General features: G+C 55.4%; 18 protein-coding genes and 1 tRNA gene. 6 read left to right on the top strand and 13 right to left on the bottom strand.

The window, feature by feature from the left end; genetic code table 11:
- Positions 1-204: 204 nt before the first annotated feature.
- The gene (locus NP590_RS16580) at positions 205-375 is read left to right on the top strand and encodes a hypothetical protein (protein ID WP_256603751.1); all 171 of its coding nucleotides are present in this window, start codon (positions 205-207) and stop codon (positions 373-375) included.
- 74 nt (positions 376-449) lie between these two features.
- Here the strand turns inward: NP590_RS16580 and NP590_RS16575 are convergent, their stop codons facing one another.
- The gene (locus tag NP590_RS16575) at positions 450-857 is read right to left on the bottom strand and encodes a PepSY-associated TM helix domain-containing protein (protein ID WP_256603750.1); all 408 of its coding nucleotides are present in this window, start codon (positions 855-857) and stop codon (positions 450-452) included.
- Positions 805-1497, bottom strand: coding sequence for a class I SAM-dependent methyltransferase (locus NP590_RS16570; protein WP_256603749.1), 693 nt, complete (start codon positions 1495-1497; stop codon positions 805-807). Before NP590_RS16570 ends, NP590_RS16575 begins: the two co-directional genes overlap by 53 nt.
- Before the next feature lie 72 nt (positions 1498-1569).
- On the opposite strand from NP590_RS16570, the gene NP590_RS16565 reads away from it, so the two are divergent.
- Together NP590_RS16565 and NP590_RS16560 are read left to right on the top strand one after the other, a co-directional pair.
- Positions 1570-1646: transfer RNA gene (locus NP590_RS16565), tRNA-Asp, on the top strand.
- Between the two features lie 140 nt (positions 1647-1786).
- Positions 1787-2215 (top strand): Hsp20/alpha crystallin family protein, encoded by a 429-nt coding sequence (locus NP590_RS16560; RefSeq protein ID WP_256603748.1) that lies wholly within the window; start codon positions 1787-1789, stop codon positions 2213-2215.
- Positions 2216-2358: 143 nt separating this feature from the next.
- Here the strand turns inward: NP590_RS16560 and NP590_RS16555 are convergent, their stop codons facing one another.
- Positions 2359-2859 (bottom strand): NUDIX hydrolase, encoded by a 501-nt coding sequence (locus tag NP590_RS16555; protein WP_256603747.1) that lies wholly within the window; start codon positions 2857-2859, stop codon positions 2359-2361.
- 69 nt (positions 2860-2928) lie between these two features.
- Here NP590_RS16555 and NP590_RS16550 point away from each other — a divergent pair, with 69 nt between their 5' ends.
- A complete protein-coding gene (locus tag NP590_RS16550) occupies positions 2929-3558 on the top strand; it encodes a TetR/AcrR family transcriptional regulator (protein ID WP_256603746.1) in 630 nt (209 codons plus the stop codon).
- Here the strand turns inward: NP590_RS16550 and lplT are convergent.
- The 6 genes from lplT to NP590_RS16520 all read right to left on the bottom strand — a co-directional run bounded on the left by lplT (position 3500) and on the right by NP590_RS16520 (position 12982).
- The gene (gene lplT / locus NP590_RS16545) at positions 3500-4672 is read right to left on the bottom strand and encodes a lysophospholipid transporter LplT (protein ID WP_256603745.1); all 1173 of its coding nucleotides are present in this window, start codon (positions 4670-4672) and stop codon (positions 3500-3502) included. The two genes, NP590_RS16550 and lplT, sit on opposite strands and share 59 nt — an antisense overlap.
- Before the next feature lie 6 nt (positions 4673-4678).
- Positions 4679-6832 (bottom strand): AMP-binding protein, encoded by a 2154-nt coding sequence (locus NP590_RS16540; RefSeq protein WP_256603744.1) that lies wholly within the window; start codon positions 6830-6832, stop codon positions 4679-4681.
- A 203-nt stretch (positions 6833-7035) separates the two neighbouring features.
- Entirely contained in the window at positions 7036-8118 is a 1083-nt protein-coding gene (locus NP590_RS16535) for a VPLPA-CTERM sorting domain-containing protein (protein ID WP_256603743.1), read from the bottom strand.
- 121 nt (positions 8119-8239) lie between these two features.
- A complete protein-coding gene (locus NP590_RS16530; RefSeq protein WP_256603742.1) occupies positions 8240-10309 on the bottom strand; it encodes an IPT/TIG domain-containing protein in 2070 nt (689 codons plus the stop codon).
- A gap of 268 nt (positions 10310-10577) precedes the next feature.
- Positions 10578-12359 carry a type IV pilus assembly ATPase TfpB gene (tfpB, locus tag NP590_RS16525; RefSeq protein WP_256603741.1) on the bottom strand — a complete coding sequence of 594 codons (1782 nt, stop codon included), beginning with the start codon at positions 12357-12359 and terminating at the stop codon, positions 10578-10580.
- Positions 12360-12427: 68 nt separating this feature from the next.
- Entirely contained in the window at positions 12428-12982 is a 555-nt protein-coding gene (locus NP590_RS16520; protein WP_256603740.1) for a response regulator, read from the bottom strand.
- 45 nt (positions 12983-13027) lie between these two features.
- Between NP590_RS16520 and NP590_RS16515 the strand changes: the two genes are divergently transcribed.
- Positions 13028-13750: a DUF6901 family protein gene (locus NP590_RS16515; protein ID WP_256603738.1), complete on the top strand. Its 723-nt coding sequence runs from the start codon at positions 13028-13030 to the stop codon at positions 13748-13750.
- Here NP590_RS16515 and NP590_RS16510 read toward each other — a convergent pair.
- Entirely contained in the window at positions 13728-14546 is an 819-nt protein-coding gene (locus NP590_RS16510; RefSeq protein ID WP_256603737.1) for a hypothetical protein, read from the bottom strand. The genes NP590_RS16515 and NP590_RS16510 overlap by 23 nt on opposite strands.
- Before the next feature lie 233 nt (positions 14547-14779).
- Complete coding sequence (locus tag NP590_RS16505) at positions 14780-15247, bottom strand: hypothetical protein (RefSeq protein ID WP_256603736.1); 468 nt, start codon at positions 15245-15247, stop codon at positions 14780-14782.
- A gap of 383 nt (positions 15248-15630) precedes the next feature.
- On the opposite strand from NP590_RS16505, the gene NP590_RS16500 reads away from it, so the two are divergent.
- Positions 15631-16179, top strand: a complete 549-nt coding sequence (locus NP590_RS16500; RefSeq protein ID WP_256603735.1) for a Slp family lipoprotein — start codon at positions 15631-15633, stop codon at positions 16177-16179.
- A gap of 114 nt (positions 16180-16293) precedes the next feature.
- Here NP590_RS16500 and NP590_RS16495 read toward each other — a convergent pair whose 3' ends face one another.
- Together NP590_RS16495 and NP590_RS16490 are read right to left on the bottom strand one after the other, a co-directional pair.
- Entirely contained in the window at positions 16294-16947 is a 654-nt protein-coding gene (locus NP590_RS16495) for a pyridoxamine 5'-phosphate oxidase family protein (RefSeq protein WP_256603733.1), read from the bottom strand.
- 37 nt (positions 16948-16984) lie between these two features.
- Positions 16985-17392 carry a DUF805 domain-containing protein gene (locus tag NP590_RS16490; protein ID WP_256603731.1) on the bottom strand — a complete coding sequence of 136 codons (408 nt, stop codon included), beginning with the start codon at positions 17390-17392 and terminating at the stop codon, positions 16985-16987.
- Between the last annotated feature and the right edge of the window lie 382 nt (positions 17393-17774).

Genomic DNA, 17774 nt, shown 5'->3' with positions numbered 1-17774 from the left:
CCGGCAAATGAAAGTAGTGCAGCTGGGCACGGTTCCTCGCCGGACAGGACGCCGTAAATACGTCCGTGTAGGCTCGTCGGCAGCATCCTTGCTGCCGACGCCTGTCCAACAAGCAACCGTACCCGCTCGATTTTTTACTTTCAGAGTAATAACTTCACTATTGATATCCCTAGCCCTCCCGGAGGGAGATGGAACAGAAGGCGGATGTATATTCCTTGGCCGGCAAACGGCATCGTTTTGCCGAGATATGAAACAAGCCATCTATTGCGGACGCATATCAAGACCCTGGCTGTGAATGCCATCGTCAACGCCGCCAATAATTCCTTGTTGGGCGCCGGCGGCTGCGAATGCGTTTCCCGCCGACCGGACTATTGAACGAACGCTTTCGAATCATCGGTCAGGCTTGAGCGCCGAAATTTGATGAGCGCCGGATATGTTCCGGACACCGCCTAACCGTGGCTATGCCGCTTGACTGTCTGTTTTTGCAACCAACGCAGCAGGCCGGTAACGAATAGCAGCGGACAACTCAAGCCCGTCAACAGCACCAACAGCCGACCCGGCATATCGAACGCTTCCCCGCTGTGCAGGGGATGTAGCCAATGAATAAAGGTATCGCCGGCGCTAAAATCAACTGGATCATGCGCAAGCAGAATATTGCCGGAATATTGGTCGACCCAAACATTGGTTTTGGGAAAACGCCGACTGGGTTCGCCAGCCTGACGCAGATTGATGCGGAAACTGCCGTGTGCATCATGCGGGGTTTCTATCCAGCGTAACTCGGCTTGCGGAAAAACCGTCCGCGCGTTATTTACAGCCTGATCGATGCTGATAACCGATGAAGTTGCCGATGGCGGCATCGCTAGGCGTAAAAATGATTACGTCTTTGCCGATGAATTCCAGCCGGCATCGATAGCTTTCCGCCAGCCATGCCATCGTGTCCGCCGAATAAAAGCCGATATGGGTAGGGTCGTTTTTGTAGTGCCAGCGGCTGAAGGCGTCGGCATCCAGCACCAACTTGGTCATGATGCCCAAGTGACCCTTGGGTTTCAGCAAGCCGAACAGGCGCTGAAATTCCCGCCTTGGCTGGCGAAAATGCTCCACTACCTCGGTGCAGGTGACAAAGTCGTAGCGGTTTTGCAGCGTGTCGGGCCGGTTGGCATAGATTGGGTCGAAGACGCGCATTACATGGCCGTGTTCGTTAAACATTCGGGCCAGCAAGGGGCCGGGGCCGCAGCCGTAATCCAGGCCGTTGGCCGAGGCCGGCAGTCTTTCCAGCAAGGGTTCCGCCAGGCGCGATAAAAATTGCCGGTAACCGGCGTCGTCGAGCCGGTTTTGGTGTAAATCGTAAACCGCTTGTTCGGCTTCGGCGGACAGATGCCAAGGCGGCGGGACAAAAACCAACTGGCAGTGTCGGCAGCGTAAGTAGTCGCGCTGTTTATCCGCGAAAAAACGGGCGGTTTCGGTGCCGAGGCAAAGCGGGCAGGGCGTATTTGGCATGAATTTTGGCAAATTTGATGATTGAGCTTGACGCTATGGGGTTTTGCTGTAGAATGCGCGGCTTCCAACTGCGGAGCGGTAGTTCAGTTGGTTAGAATACCGGCCTGTCACGCCGGGGGTCGCGGGTTCGAGCCCCGTCCGCTCCGCCACACGCGTTTTTGTTGTAAAACCTTCCTTGCAGTCCTGTCGATGATTTCTAATCGGCGCATCCGGCCTTGAAATTTGGCTTTTAGCCACCATAATCTCCCCGCGCTCAAAATTTTTTATCACAACGCAGAGGAGAAATGTCATGGCCAACATCAGTCCATTTGTAAGTCGCGGTCTGTTTGATGAATTGTTTCGCGACGTCAACCCCGGTTATTTTATCAAGCCTTTACACGGCGATGCGCTGCCGTCCCAGATTAAGGTCGATATCAAGGAAAATCCCGGCGAATATATCGTCGAGGCTGAAATTCCCGGCACCAATAAAGAGAATATCCACGTCAACATAGACGGGAATGTCGTCAGCATTCGGGCCGAAATAAGCCAGATGGATAGCCAAACCAAGGACGATAAACTGTTGCGCAGCGAACGTTATTACGGCGAGGTATCCCGTAGCTTCCAATTGCCGGCCGATATAGACGAGGTCGCCAGTAAAGCCCGCTACGAAAACGGCGTACTGACGCTGAATCTGCTGAAAAAACAAAAACAGGCCGGCCAACGTATGGCTATCGAATAAGGATTCCGGCCCTAATAACTTCCCTATTTATACCCCTCACCCTAACCCTCTCCCGGAGGGAGAGGGTTAGGAATGCGGAAGTTATTTCGGGCGGAATCCTAACACGGCGGAACGGGGTATCCGCCATTAGCCGGCTACCCCGTTTATCCATGCAAAGTTCGATAATGCCGCCAAATGATCTTGAAGGTTTCGGTCAGCGCGGCGTCGTCGCCATTCACCCGATTGTCCACCTCGTCCAGCCGCAGCCACTGCAGTTCGTCTATTTCCTCGGCGGCGAAGCTAAAAGGCCCGTCATGCCGGCATTGGTAAACCCGGATAAACTCCATGCCCAATTCGGGGCAGGCTTCCAATTTAAATAAATCGGTCAGGGCCGCGTCGATGCCCAACTCTTCCCGCAGTTCCCTGGGCGCGCAATCGGCATAATCCTCGCCCTGGTCGACGTGGCCGGCGGCGGAGCTATCCCACAGGCCCTGGTTGAGGTCTTTATTCCGCGAACGTTTTTGCAATAACAGTTGGCCGTCGCGGTTGAAAACCAGAATGTGCACGGCCCGGTGGCGTAGGGACAAGGCATGAATTTCCCGGCGCGGGCGGTAGGCTATGATGCGGTCGAGTTCATCGACGACGGCAAGCGGTTCATTCGGCATTTTGGGTATCGATTCCGGCTCAAAGGTCGTGTATGGTATCGCCTTTTGAATGCACCTCGCAGAGCAATTATGGCCAGAAGAAGTGAACATACTCAGGAACAAATCCGGGAAATGGTGCTGAACGCGGCGGAAACTATTGTGGTTGAAGAAGGTTTTCATGCCCTGACGGTGCGCAAGGTGGCCTTGGAAATTGGTTACACGGTCGGCAGTATCTATATGGTGTTCGCCAACATGGACGATGTGGTCATGCACGTGAAGGGCAGGGCGCTGGATGAATTGGCCGGGCAGTTGCGGCAACTTGAGCCTTGCGAATCCGCCGAACAACACATTCTGGCCCTGGCCGAGGTTTATCTGCAATTCGCCCACCAACATTTCAACCGCTGGCGAATGATTTTCGAAGCCATCAAGGATGCGCCGGTGCCTGAGTGGTATCAACAAAAAACCCGCGAGATGTTTTCGATAGTCGAACAGCCGTTTTGCCGCCTGCTGCCGGACCCGGCCGACCCGGAGCAGGCGCATCTGGCGGCCCAGGCTTTATGGAGCGGGGTGCACGGAGCCTGCGTGCTGTCATTGAACGGCAGCCTGGGCCGGGTCGGCGCGGAAAACGCCCAGGCGACCGTGGCCATGCTGGTGACAAATTTTATTGCCGGCTGGTCGCAACCGCGGAATCCGGCAAGCGCAACACCACCCAGAAAGTAGCCGCGAACAGCAGGCCTCCCAAGCCCAACAGGGCGGCAATCGGGCCGACTTGCTGGGACGCGGCCAAGGTATACGATCCCACCGACAGCAGCATCGCCGCATTCTGAAAAAAGTTCTGCATGGCCACCGCGCCGCCGCTGCCTATGCTTTGTTGCCCCAATTCCTGCAGGGCGGCGTTGATGGGCACGATGAACATGCCGCCGGCGGTGCCCATTAGCAGCAAGACGACACGGGCCGACCATAAGTCCTGGGTGAAACTCAGGCCCATGATCATTGCCGCCATCGCATAGGCCGGGATGCGGGCCCGGCGCAAATGTTCCAGCGGAATCAGATGCGGCACTAGGGCCGAGCCGACGATGATGCCGATTGCCAGGAACAGTGTCAGGTTGGCGATGTCGCTGGCATTATGCGACAGCAGTACCAGCGGAGCCCAGGCAATGATGATGACCCGCACGCAGGCCGCCGCCGCCCAGAATAACGAGGCGCCCAAAACCGCAAACCGCGAGCGCGGGCTGGTTAAAAAGCTGCGCACTTCTCGGTAAAACAACAGAATTTTGGAACCGGTAACCGGTGCTCGGCTGACTCTGGCGGGCAAAAACAAGGTCGTGGCGGCGGAAATCAAAAATAAAACCACCGTGCCGCTCAGGGCCCAGTTGATCGAATAGTCGGCGACTTTGGCCCCTACCACCATGCCGGTCAGAATGGCCAGTATCGTCGAACCCTCTATCCAGCTGTTGGCCTTGACCAGACCGTCGTGGCCGGCCAGTTCCGGCAAGATGCCGTATTTGGCCGGACTGTAAAGCGCCGCGCCGACGCCGACCAGACAATAGGCGATCAAGGGTTCCACTTTTAACAATAACAGACTCGCGCCGGCGGCCTTGATCAGATTGGCGATGATCAATACCCGCGATTTGGCGTGGCTGTCGGCGAACGTACCCACCCAGGGCGCCAGCACGACAAAGGCGATCAAAAACACGCTTTGCATGGCCGGAATATACCAGCCGGCCGGCTGCGCGCTCTGCATGACCAGGGCGATTACGGTAAACAAAATCGCGTTGTCGGCAAAGGCGGACAAAAACTGGGCAATCAGTAAAGGGTATATGTGCTTGCTCATCTTGATTTATGCCTCTGCGTTGACAAGGGTATCCGCCAACTGGGTTGCCGTAAGGTAGTCGGTTTTGCCGGTGGGCAGCACCGGAATTTTGTCCACTACCTGAATTCTTTTCGGCAGGGTAATGGCGGCGACGCCGGGCGAGGCTTCCGCCAGCTGTTTGGGAGTGGCGGCGGTTTGGGTGGTGAGTAAAATTACCTGTTCGCCCTTTTTGGCGTCGGGCAGACTGACCGCCGCGTGTTGGGCGCCGGGCCAGGCGTGAGCGGCCAGTTGTTCCACCGCCGTCAGCGACACCATTTCGCCGCTGATTTTGGCGAAACGCTTGCTGCGGCCCTGAATGTGGATGAAACCGTCTTCGTCGACATGTACGATGTCGCCGGTGTCGTACCAGCCTTCGCCGTACAGCGAACAGGGCGGTACCAGCCGGCCGGGATTGTCGGGCAGTAAATAGCCTTTCATGATGTTGGGGCCGGCCACGTGCAGTTTGCCGCCGTGTTCGATGCCGGGGACGGGTTCCAACTTGTACAGCATGTCCGGCATCAAACGTCCGACCGAGCCGGCCTTGTAGTCCATCGGCGTGTTGACCGATGTCACCGGCGCGGTTTCGGTGGCGCCGTAACCTTCCAATACCCGAATGCCGAATTTGTCCAGCCACATGGAACGGGTGCTTTCCTGCAGTTTTTCCGCCCCGGCCACCACATAGCGCAAGCTAAAAAAATCGTAGGGGTGGGCTTTTTTGGCATAAGCCGCCAAAAAGGTATTGGTGCCGAACATGATGGTGGCGCCCACTTCGTAGGCCATTTCCGGTACCACGGCAAAATGCAGCGGCGAGGGGTAGAAGAAGGCGGTCATGCCGTTCAAGACCGGCAGCAGCGTACCGACGGTAAAGCCGAAGGAGTGAAACATCGGCAGAAAATTCAACACCACGTCGGTGGGGTTGAAGTCGATACGGGCCTTGATTTGCTGGTGATTGGCGATGATATTGGCATGCGACAACACCACGCCCTTGGGCGCGCCTTCCGAGCCGGAGGTAAACAGCACCACGGCGGCGTCATCGGCATCTTGCGCCTGGTTTTTATACCAGTAATCGGCGGTTTTGGCTTGCAGCAAGGCCGCGACTTTATCGCGCATGCTCAGCGGCGCGGCCAAATCCTCCAGATATACCAGCTTGACATGTTGCGACAATGCCTCCGCTTCGTGTTGCAGATGCGCCATTTCAATAAATTTCCGCGAACTCAGCACGATGTTGACCTGGCCGGTGGCGCAGGCCGAAGCCATCCCCGCCGAGCCGATGGAATAATTCAACATGGCCGGCACCCGCCCGTATAACTGCAAACCCAGAATTGCGCAGAGGGTTTTGGTGGAGTTCGGCAACAGGACGCCGACGTTCTCGCCAGGCGCCGTCAGCGGTTTAACCAATTTGCCCAGGATAATGGCTCGGGTTATCAAAGTGTCGTAACTGAGCGGTCGGCGTTCCAGATCCTCGGCTACCGTGTGCTTGCCGCCATGAATTTTGCGGGCTTCCAGCAGGGCGGCAAACAGGGTTTGCCGGTAATGGCTGGTGGCGAACATCATTTCGGTCATGATATCGGTCAGAATATGTCCGCTTTGCTTGCGTCTGGCCTTGCCGGTGAAGGCGCCATGGGTATCGATGAGGGTCGGCGGCATGATATGAATGGTAATGGCCGGTAGCCAGCGCAAACGCACGATGTTTTTCAATTTGGAGAAGTGACTATATTCCGCGCCCTCGATGCGAATCGGCAAAATGGTTGCGCCGGATTTGTCCGCCACCATGCCGGTGCCGTCGTAAATTTTCATCATGGAGCCGGTCACGGTGATACGGCCTTCCGGAAAAATCACGGTTTTGGTGTCGTTCTGTAAATGATGGATCAGAGCCTTCAGCGATAGCGGATGGGTAGGATCCATCGGAAATACTTTCGATAAACGCAGGAAGGGTTTTAACCACCAGCGTTCGGAAATTTGGGTGTTGATGGCAAAAGTAATGTCGTCGGGAAGAAAAACCCCCAGCAGCAACGGATCCAGAAAGGATACGTGATTGGCGACGATCAACACCCGGTCGCCGGCTTGCCGATAGTTGTCCAGGCCGATGATTTTGACTCTGAATAGCAGTGTCAACAGCCAGTGTAGAAATTTCTTTAACATGGTATGCCTCCTGGGGCGCATCTTAGCAGACGGATTGCGATTTGCAGGCGATACTATAAAGATAAATTAAACAATGTTCAATTAAAAACCGTTTTTCCCCGCGAAATTTTTCAGCATCATTTAGCGGGGAGGATTTTGGCGGAGGAGAGAGCGGAGAGGCAAGGACATGCCTCTCCGTGTGGTCGCTAAAGACCGTGGGCGGGTTATTTGCGGCGAGACATACCTATAAAGCCCGCCAAAACCGAGCCAAACAGCCATGCCGCGCCCGGCAGGGGAACTTGCCCGGGAAATACGATGGGGCCGTTAAGGTTCGCCGCCACCATTTGTTGGCCCAATAAGCGGCCGACATACAGGGCGACATTGTTTGGGTCGGCTTGCAGATCGTCTTCGCACGAGCCGGTTTTGACGCATTTGGCCTCATGTTCTTCATCGTAGGTACCGGTAAAGGCGAAAAATTGATAAGTTCTCAATACCTGTTCCGCGTTGGCGCCGGCGGCCTGTAAACCGCTATCCAATTTGTTGTTGACGCCATCGGGGTCTTTCAGACGCCTTTGCAGCAGTTTCCACTCCACTTCGACACCGTCGTTTTGGGCGTCGGCAATCTTATCCGGATTATCGGCCATCAAATCGTTCAGGTTGGCCATGTGTTCCAGGTCCAGCTCGGTTTTGATGACTTTGACCCAAACCGCATCGGAAAATTTTTGATTGGCATTGGGTACTTCGGGAGCTTCGGGCGCTTCCATGACAAATTGGACTTGCGGAGCCGGGGCCGGCGCGCCCGGCACGGGCGGTTCCGGTTGCACAACGTTAATGATGGGGGCGCCGATCAGGTTGACCGCCGTACTGCGATTGCCGGCCTGATCCAGCCAGTAATAACGCGAAGCCGTGGGGCTGCCGTTCAGGGCCAAGCCGAAATGCTCGCAACCTTCAATGGTGATACAGGAATGGCCGCTGATGTTGGTGATGGGAGCGGTATAGGGCGCCGTGTTGTTCGTGCCGCCGTCGTAATAACGCACGATGGTTTTTCCGTTCGCGGTACTGACCTGGCCGGAGCCGTAGTGCCAGTTATAAAATGTGTAGTAATTGCCGTTGTAGTTGGCAATCGCGGAGGAATCTATACCCTCCAGTTCTATTTCAAATCCGTAGTAGCTATTGGTGCTGGAGTCGTTGAAAACATCGAAATTGCTCAAGGTACCGAAGACCGTGCTGGCCATCGCCGCATTGGCGCCAATTATGCCGGCGGCGCCCAGTAGTAGTCGGGCGATCTTAAGATTATGGTTATGCATAAATTTCCCTCGTAAGTAAAAGTGTTCTAAAGGTCTTGCCTGGAACTTGAATGATCCCGGATTGTTTCGGCATGCGATTGTCCTTTCCGTACATCCCTGTACGGCAAAGCATGATTCCTGATCAGTCGCCATCGGGTCCGTTGTGGCAGGTGTAACAGCCAACCGGTTGGCCTTTTTTGATCGATTTGCTTCCCCATTCCGTCCGCCAGTTTCTGTCGGCTCCGGCTCTTGATAGTGCCGTACCTCTTAAATCCGCGCCGTGGCAAGCTTTACATTCCGTCGGGTTGCTTTTGTAAAATGCCGGGTGGCCGTGTTCGTCTCCCCATCGAGTGTCTCCGACATTATGCATGCCGTGCGGGCCGCCCAAGGTCAGCGGAAGACTGCCGGCTTTATGGCAACTGGTGCATTCGGCAATGGTTCCGGCGTGGCCTTGCAGGTCGGTGGGCGCAATATCGTCGTTGGGATGCTCGCTATCGCCGGGCCATATGGCATGGGTGCTGCCATGGCAACCCTCGCAGGCAATACCGCCATGACCCTTGCTGTGGCGAAACAGCTTGCTATCGTTTTCCGCGAAACGCTTATTGCCGGCCAGGAAGGGCGAGGCTGCCGGATCGTTAAGATCAAAAGCATGAATCAGGCGAATGCCGTCGCTTGCCAGGGTGGCTCCGGCCGGCGTCAAATGCTTGACTGCGTCGCCGGTATGGCAGGATTGGCAACGCGGTTCGTCGGTCCAGGCCTTGCGGCTTTGATCGGCGCTCGGGTTGATCTGCTCGGTTGGCCCGTAAGCGCGTAGTGCGTGCGCACCGCCCACCGCCGCCATGTTGCCGTGACAGTTTTGACAGGTTACGGTTTCCGTCATGGCTCCCCTCAGGCATTTGGTTTCGCTGCCGGGGTGACATTGATAACAGCTTTGCTGGTCGGCCGGCGGAACGCCATTCAGGCTGGCATCAAGCCCCCCTACCGGGGCGGGGCTGTCGAACAGGGGTTTGCCGTTGACGGCTGACATTTTGTCGGCGTGATAATCATGCATCACCCGAGACATCCATTTGTGCCCAACCTGATCCCCGGTGGGTTGACCATTGCCGGCTAAATCCAGCGCGGGGGAATAATGGCAGCTGGCGCAAAGCACCGGTTTGTGATTTATCAAGTCGGTGTTTTCAGAGTAATCGTGGAGCAGTAATACATTGTTGCGGGATTGCACTTCGATATCCGGACTGCTTGACCAATTTACAGCGGCTTTATTCGCGGCGACTTTTCCGCTGGCGTGACAATGACTGCAGGTGGTTTCATCGGAAACCGGTACAACGACATCGGTATGCGCCAGTTCCACGCTGGGGTTTTTAGCGTCGAATGCGCTGATTCTCAACATGGGATATGGGTTGTAAAGTTGTTGGTCGTCTATAGGAAAAATGGGAATCCCTTCGGCGGCAAATAGCCCCATGCCGGCATTCCAGCTAAACGTGCTGTTAACCGGGCTTGGCGCGTCGGCGGGCATATACAGATTTTTGATGCCCTGGCCGGGAGCCAGTTTGGCGCCGAACAATTGTTCCGCAAAGGATTTGTTGTTGACAGGGTCGACGTCCCAAAAATTGCTTTTGCCGAGTGAGGTGGAATTGATCGAATTGCGGCTGTCCGGGATAGGCGAATAGCGCAGAATCACGGCGCTTTTATCTACCAGTTGCGGTTTGCCGTTGGCATCCTGACCGATTACTTGAGCGTTGATGACGTTATAGGGCGGTAGAATCGAAAATACCGAAAAATCGTCATCCACGCAGTGCATGCCCAGATCGTTATTGGCAAGTACCTTGAAATTGCGCAGAAAACCAGTGTCGGGGGCGCTGCCGTCAGAGCCGTATTTGAACGTCAGTTTATTGCTCCTGAGGCCCGAGCCTGTTTTCAATTGCACACTAACCTGGCCCGTACCTTTGGGGATTATTGTGCTGACGCTGGTAGTGCTCCATGCGGCAATTTTGTCCCCGCTGAGCTCCGTGTTACCGAAATAAACCTTGCCTTTCCGGCTGCCGAAATTTGTGCCTGTCAGCGTGATTTTTCCGCCTTGTAAACCGCTGGACGGCGATAAGGACGACAAGACCGGATTTGCCGCGCGGGTTTCGGCCGACAGGGGCAAGCCGATCAATAAAAACCAGGCTATCAGCCAAACGGCCCGCGAATTGGGGGGTGACCTGTCCATAGCAATCTCCAGCAGAGTTTTAGTGTATTCTGATTGTCTAGTCTGGAGCTCGCGGGGGTCAAGTTAAAATCACATTAAAAATTATGGTTATTTTAACTATATGAAATTTATAGAATTTACTAGGATTTGACTTGGGTATTTGCTCCGAGAGATATGGTGGGAGCGACGCATGGTCGCGATTCGTAAGGCCATCATCGCGACGAGGGCGTCGCTGCTACGAGACTGTCTTTCATTTGCCGGGGCGATGCACCGGCTTCACAATCGTTAGTTATAAGTCTATCCGCTCCGGTGCCACCCGCATCACTTCTTCGATGGTGGTCAGGCCGGCGGCGACTTTTTCCGCGCCGCTCAGACGCAAGGGACGCATGCCTTCCTTGATGGCCTGCTTCTGCAACTGATTGACATCGTAGCCATCCACGATCATTTTCTGCAGGGCGGCGCTGTTTTCGAAGATTTCATAGATGCCGATGCGGCCGGAAAAGCCGGTGTTGCGGCATACTTTACAGCCGACGGCTTGATAGATGGTTTTCGGAGCTGCGGCCTTGAACGGCGCCACCAGGGCTTGCCATTGTTGCTCATTGACGGGCGCCGCCGCTTTGCAACCGCATAACACCCGGATCAGGCGTTGCGCCATGACGCCCAACACGGTTTGCTGGATCAGGTAGGCAGGCACGCCGATATTCAACAGGCGCGTCACCGCCGCCGGGGCGTTGTTGGTGTGCAGGGTGGAGAAGACCAGATGACCGGTCAGCGAGGCCTGCACGGCCATTTCGGCGGTTTCCATGTCGCGAATCTCCCCCACCATGATGATGTCCGGATCCTGCCTCATCAATGTACGGATGCCGCTGGCAAAGTCCAGGCCTATGCTGGGCTGAACCTGCATTTGATTGAACGCCGGCTCGATCTGTTCTATGGGATCCTCGACGGTGCAGAGATTGATTTCCGGCGTGGCCAGTCTCTTCAGCGTGGAATACAGCGTGGTGGTCTTGCCGGAACCGGTCGGGCCGGTGACCAGAATGATGCCGTGACTCTGGCTGGTCATGTGGTTCCAGATCCGCAGTTCCTGTTTGTTGAATCCCAGCTGTTCGTAATCGCGCAACAACACTTCCGGGTCGAAAATCCGCAGCACCAGTTTTTCGCCGAAGGCGGTGGGCATGGTGGACAAACGCAATTCGATTTCCTTGCCGGCGGTATTCTGGGTTTTGATGCGGCCGTCCTGCGGCAGGCGCTTTTCGGCGATATTCATCCGGCCGAGGATTTTCAAGCGGCTCAATACCGCATTCATGATGTTCTTGGGTAATTGATAAACCTGGTGCAACACGCCGTCGATACGGAACCGCACATTGCTTTGCAGGCGGCGCGGCTCGATGTGGATGTCGCTGGCGCGCTGATCGAAGGCGTATTGGAACAGCCAATTGACCAGATTGACCACATGCTGATTGTTGGCGTCCAGGTCGGCGGTTTTGCTGAGCTCGATCAATTGCTCGAAATTCTGCGTCGCACCGCTTTCCGGCTGACCGGTTTGATTGCCGGCGCCTTTCAGGGAGCGGGAAAAATTATAAAACTCGTCCAGATAGCGTTTGATTTCTTCCGGATTGGCAAACACGCAGCGGATGGTGCCGCTGTGCATTTTGGCCAAGTCCTGTTGCCAGGAACGCACGAAGGGTTCGGCCGTGGCGACGACGACTTCCTCGTCGCTGATTTTGATCGGCAGGATATTGTAGTTGCCGGCGTAGGCCTTGCTGAAAACCGTGGTAACGTTGGCCACGTCGATGCGCAAGGGGTCGAAGTAGTAATAGGGCAAATCGAGCTTCCTGGCCAGCCATTGGGTCAGGTCTTCCAGGGTCAGCAATTTGCCCAGTGCCGATTGGTCGCCCAGTTCGCATTCGGCCAAGATTTTTAGCGGATGTTTGTGTTTGTTGATGCCGGCTACGGCGTATTGGCGGCATTTAGCCAAATCCGCCGCCGACAATATGCCGTCGTTTTCCAGCCAGCCGATGATTTGTTGAATGTCTAGTTTTCGGTCGTCGGTGGTGCTTTGTTCACGCATCGGGCAGCATTATCGGAATCGGGTTTTGTCAATGGGAGGTGTCTAGCCTGGGGCGGCGGCGAGGATTGTTAAAACTTGATATCGTCATCCAGTTCGGATTCATCCAGAATGATGGAGCCGTCCGGCGCCCAATTGACCTTGGTGATGCCGGGTTCTTCCGCTTCCAGGGCTTTTATGATGGCTTCCTGCTCGTTCAACCTGGCCTGTTGCTGTCTCACTTGGTCGGCAAGCGCCTTGTTTTCCTGTAATATCCTTTTTAATTCCAGGCCTTTTTCCACGGCGTTGATAATCTCCAGGTTATTCCAGGGTTTGTTGATAAAACGGAATACGCCCAGGGTATTGATGGCGTTTTGAGCGGCTTCCAGATCGGCATACCCGGTCACGATGATACGAATGGCGTCCGGTTGCATGGCCATGAATTTTTCCAGAAACGTAATGCCGTCCATTTCGGGCATGCGGTAATCGGAAATGACGATGTCGAAATTTATCGCCAAGGCTTGCGCCAGTGCCTCGGCACCGCTATTGGCGATGGTAATAGAATGATTCTTCAATATTCTGCCCAGCGATTTCAGTATATTGGGTTCATCATCGACGAGCAGAATATGGGCGGTTTCATGGTTCATGGTGGCGGCTTGTCTGTTTTTTTATAACTTATAGCATAAATTAAAATGACGACTTTGGAACATTCCGACCCACCGAGCTGGGTGTTTTTGTACAAATTATCGTTTGCCGACGATAAGCGCCTGGAATTTCCGATACACATCGACAAGGCCAGCAACAGCTTTATTCCCGCCAGCCCCGGCCATGCTCCCGCCTGGGTCGCGCTGGATTATCAGCAATGCGGTAATTGTCCGCTGTCGGTAAAGGAGACTCCGCTGTGTCCGGTGGCGGCCAATCTAGTGCCGCTGATCGATTTATGCGGGTCGATGAAGTCCTATCAAACCGTCAGCCTGGAGGTCGTAACACCGGAGCGTAGCATCAGCGGCGATACCACCGTGCAACGGGTGATCAGTTCCATTCTGGGTTTGGTCATTGCCACCAGCGCCTGTCCGCACACGGAATATTTCAAACCGATGGCGCGTTTTCATTTACCGCTTGCCAGCGACGAGGAAACCCTCTACCGCACTACCTCTATGTTTTTGCTGGCGCAATATTTTTTGCACAAGGATGGCAAACCGTCTTCGCTGGAGCTGGATCAACTTACGCAAATCTACAAGGAATTACAGATTATAAACCGGGCCCTGGCGCGCAGACTGAGGGCCGCCATCAGCGAGGATGCCGCAATCAACGGCATCATTCTGCTGGATTTGCTGACACAATCGGTTACATGGTCCATCGAAGAAGGTTTGGAGGGCATGCGTTATTTGTTCAAACGGTACGGGGTGGAATAAGCCAGCGGCGAAAAAGTTTTGCCAGGCGCCTTCTTCGCGCCCGGGCTTGCAACGCCAGCCATAGGATGCCGATTCCGGCCAGCGGCAGACTGCCGGGTTCGGCCACCGTCGCGGTCGGCTCGCCGCCACCGGTTCTGAAGTCGAGGAGGGAGAAAGATGCGCCGTTCGTCACCAGCGGGCCGCCAATGTACAAATCGATGCGCAGGATGTCATCGAAGGCATTGGGCATGGCACCGAAATCCGAGAAGGCAAAGGCATATGTGCCGGCGGCGCTTACGGTTTTCATTGCAAGCTGTCCGATTATCGACGAGTTGATCAGCGAATAGATGCCAATGTGCATGTTTGTCGGTTGCGTTACGCTACCCAGGGTCACCAGGAACGCACTGCTACCGTCGGCCGTCAGGTTTTCATGCAAATTCATGCCGCTGCCGTATGTCAGCTGCAAAAAACCGCTGACGCCGAGATTGGAGTTGGGTGAGGCCAACATGTCGATAGCGATGCCGTCGTCGCCGAGGTTGCCGGAAAGCAGGGTGGCGCTAATAGTGCCTATACCGCCGTTCTGCACCACCTGGGCTCGCCGCTCGCCGCCCAGTACTTCGCTGGTGGCCAAGCCGGTTTCCACGCTGAAGGGGTCGTTGAATTGGTCGGCGACCAGGCTGAAACCGCCAAGCTCGAAATTGTCGATGGTTAAGGCCGACGCCGGCACGGAAAACAGCGCCGCGCCGCTTAGCAGGACGTGGGCCGCCCAGCGGCGGAAAACAGGGGCGATAGATTCGGTATGTCTGTGATGGATCATGAAATACTCTCCAATGAAAATCTTCTGGTTGTTCCGTGGCGGACGAATAAGCATAAAACCTGGCGCCGAAGTTAGTGCTTATGCACGGGATTCCCACCCGCCGCCTCGCGCGGCGGAAAGGCGCGCGGACTTCTTGGGATTCCGCCCAAAATTACTTCCGCATTCTGTCTCCTCTCTACCCCGGAAGGGGGCTAGGGTGGTGGATATGAATTGGGAAGTCAGGGGCGGACTTCTTAGTTCCGTGTTTTTGGCGGGTCCGGCTGTGGGTTAAAGCCGCGGATCATTCCGGGGTAAAGAACCAAGTCGATTCGTCCCGTAACGCTGTCGAACACTTCCAGGGTGGCGGCGACACTGCAATCAGACAGGCCGTCGGCATTGCCGACCGCTTTGATCAACGGCCTGATGCCGCGTCTGCGTTCGATGGTATCGACGATTCCGCTCGCATCCAGCTTAAACGACACCGACTGATTCGGTTCCAGTTGTACCGCCGGTAGCGCCTTGATCACTTGTCCCTTGCGGTCCAGGTAATATAGCTCCAGCAGACAGGGATCGCCTGTTTCGCCGGTCACGGTCACGGCGTTCAATTGCGCGGTCTGGCCGGGAACGATACCCAACAAGCCGAAATCCAGCTCCGCGGCCTGGACTGAGGCAGCGCTTACGGCGGCCAGCAAGGCGGCCTGTAATAAGTGTGTGCAATTCATGGCATTCTCCTTTATTTGAGATTAAGTTTAAATGCCGGACGGGAAGTCTTTAAGGAAGCGCAATCCCTTACGGCGGGAGCAGTATCGGCGGTCTTTGTAACGCGGATATTTCCGAAAACCGGCCGATTTGTTTCAATTGTTTCATTGACCTTGAAAAAATCGGTTTTCAGCTCTGCCGGGCGGGCGAGGCCCTTGCTTCAAGTACCCGTGTGGCATTGGCTTGCGGGCGAATTTCGTATGCGCCGATACTGTTCACGCGCTGTACGATGTATACTTCGTCGGCATCCGGTTACTCGGCGGCACCCGAGCCGGAGTCGCGAGCATGGATATGGGGGCCGAGAGACGCAGGTCCTTTTCAATCAACGTAGCGGGAGGCACGGATCATGAAATTCTACACGCTGTTTTTGGTGCTTTGGCTGATATCGGGTTGCGCCAGCCAAGTGCCCAAGCTCATCTCGCAAGAGCCTGTACCCGACATTCGGATTACTGAAGTCATGCCCCAGACGGAGGCCTTTAACGGCAGGAATGTGCGCTGGGGCGGCAGTATTCTGACGGTCACCAATCGCCCCGGCGATACGGAGATCGAGATTCTGGCCAGACGCTTGAATCGTTCGGGGCGGCCTGTCGAGGGCGACGAAACCCAGGGACGATTTCTGGCCCGCGTCGCGGGTTTTCTGGATCCCGCCGTATATGCGCAAGGCCGCTTGTTGACCGTTTACGGCACCGTGGCGGGCAGTTTGTCCAAGCCCATCGGTGAAAAACCTTATACCTATGTCAAGGTAGAAGCCCAAACCCTGTATTTGTGGCCCCCGGAGCCGGTGTACGCCTATCCGGCTTATCCGTATGACTATTATCCGCCTTACGGTTACGGCTTCTATCCGTATCGGCGACGTATCGGCTTCGGTTTTGGATACGGCCGTTTCGGTTGGTAAGCATCTAACAGCGTAACGCCCGTTCCGGCGCTTAGGGGCGGCGTTATGCCCAGGCAAGGTGCATTCTGAAATCCATGCCGATCCAACAACAGGTCAACGGTTTGGGGTGCGCCATCACGCCTTGCCCTTCATGACCAGCTCGCCGTATTGTTCCGGCGTAATCGTGCCTTGTTGCCGGGCGATGGCACGTTCCCGTTCCGATAGCACGTCCTGTATGGCGTCGATGCGTTTCCATTGCGCGGCCGGCGTTTCCAGCCCGGCTTGAGGGGTGTATTTCGAGCTTTCCATTCGTTGGTATTTATGGATATAGCGCGGACAATTGACGAAAATTTCGGTGACGGTCACTCGCGCGATCAATGCGGCGCCGGGGAATTCGCCCATGAGCGGATCTTGTTTGTCGATGCCGGCGCAGCCGTGAATTCTGACCCGGTGCGGGGTTTCGAAGTCGATCAACAACATGCCGATTTTGTTATTGGCCTGAATATTACCCAGCGACAGAAACATGCCGTTACCGTCGTAACTTGGAAAAGCCAGGGTTTTGTTGTCCAGCACTCTCAGAAAACCCGGCGCGCCGCCTTTGTATGAGCAGGTGGGGTAACCGCGATGATCGACCGTGCTTAGAAAGAACATGTCCCGGCTTTCGATAAAGGCCTTGTGTTCGTCGCTTATTTCCGCCAATACGATCATTTCTCCGACTCTGTCGGCCAAGGCCGTCGTTTCGAATTCCTGTTGCAGCAGCCTGTGTTGTTCTCCATAAAGTTCGCTCATTTTGCCTCCGCGAGGTGATTGTTTTGGGGATGATTTGTTAAAGAATACGGGCGGTAAATGCCAGCACGAACCAACTACAGATGATGAAAAATAGAGTCCAAAACCACTGTTCGGCCGATGCGGGCGGGGGAGGCGGGCCATGGCGATTGGCCGTCGGCTGGCCCTGGGCGCAGGCCAAATATATAATCAATAGCGGGGCGACCGGGCCCATGCCGAGGGCAATGGCAATGAGCCAGCCGGACCAGCCCAGGTCGCGGCCCCTGTTGACGGCGGCGTATAAAAATACCAAAAGACACATGGCTGCCAGTGCAATGACGACCGGCACGGAACTCTCGCCGCCACCGCTACCTGTCGAAAGACTCAGGCCGTACAGCAACAGGCCCGCGGCATTTGCGGCGCTTAACAAGCCCAACACCAAAAAACTGGAACGGCTATGGCGCGGCATGCTTGTCGCCGGTGCGTGGACAATCGAAGCCGAAAGGCTTGGTTTGCCGGATATGCTTCGCGGAAGCGGCATAAAACGCCGCCGGCCCGAACCGCGGTTTTTTGTTCGCCGCCGAAATAAAACACGCTTGCGATTTGGATGTGTTGATCGTCATTGTCTCAATTCCTTACCGCATTTTGCGGGTTAAATCTCCCGACTCTGCGATTGACGTGGCTTGATACTGATTGGCCGGTAAGCAAAAACCGCGGTATTCGCGCCAATAGCTATTAAAGATAGCTTAATTCTACTTTGTCATGCGCCGTGAAAAGGCACTGTTTTTCAGCGGGTGCGAATTCCGCCCGGTAACTTTCGCTCCGACCGGTAGCAACTGGAGCGTTTCGTC

It is taken from the genome of Methylomonas subterranea, assembly GCF_024505185.1.
GTDB lineage: Bacteria > Pseudomonadota > Gammaproteobacteria > Methylococcales > Methylomonadaceae > Methylomonas > Methylomonas subterranea.
Note: the sequence above shows the minus strand (reverse complement) of the source record. Positions and strands in the feature narration are given on the sequence as shown.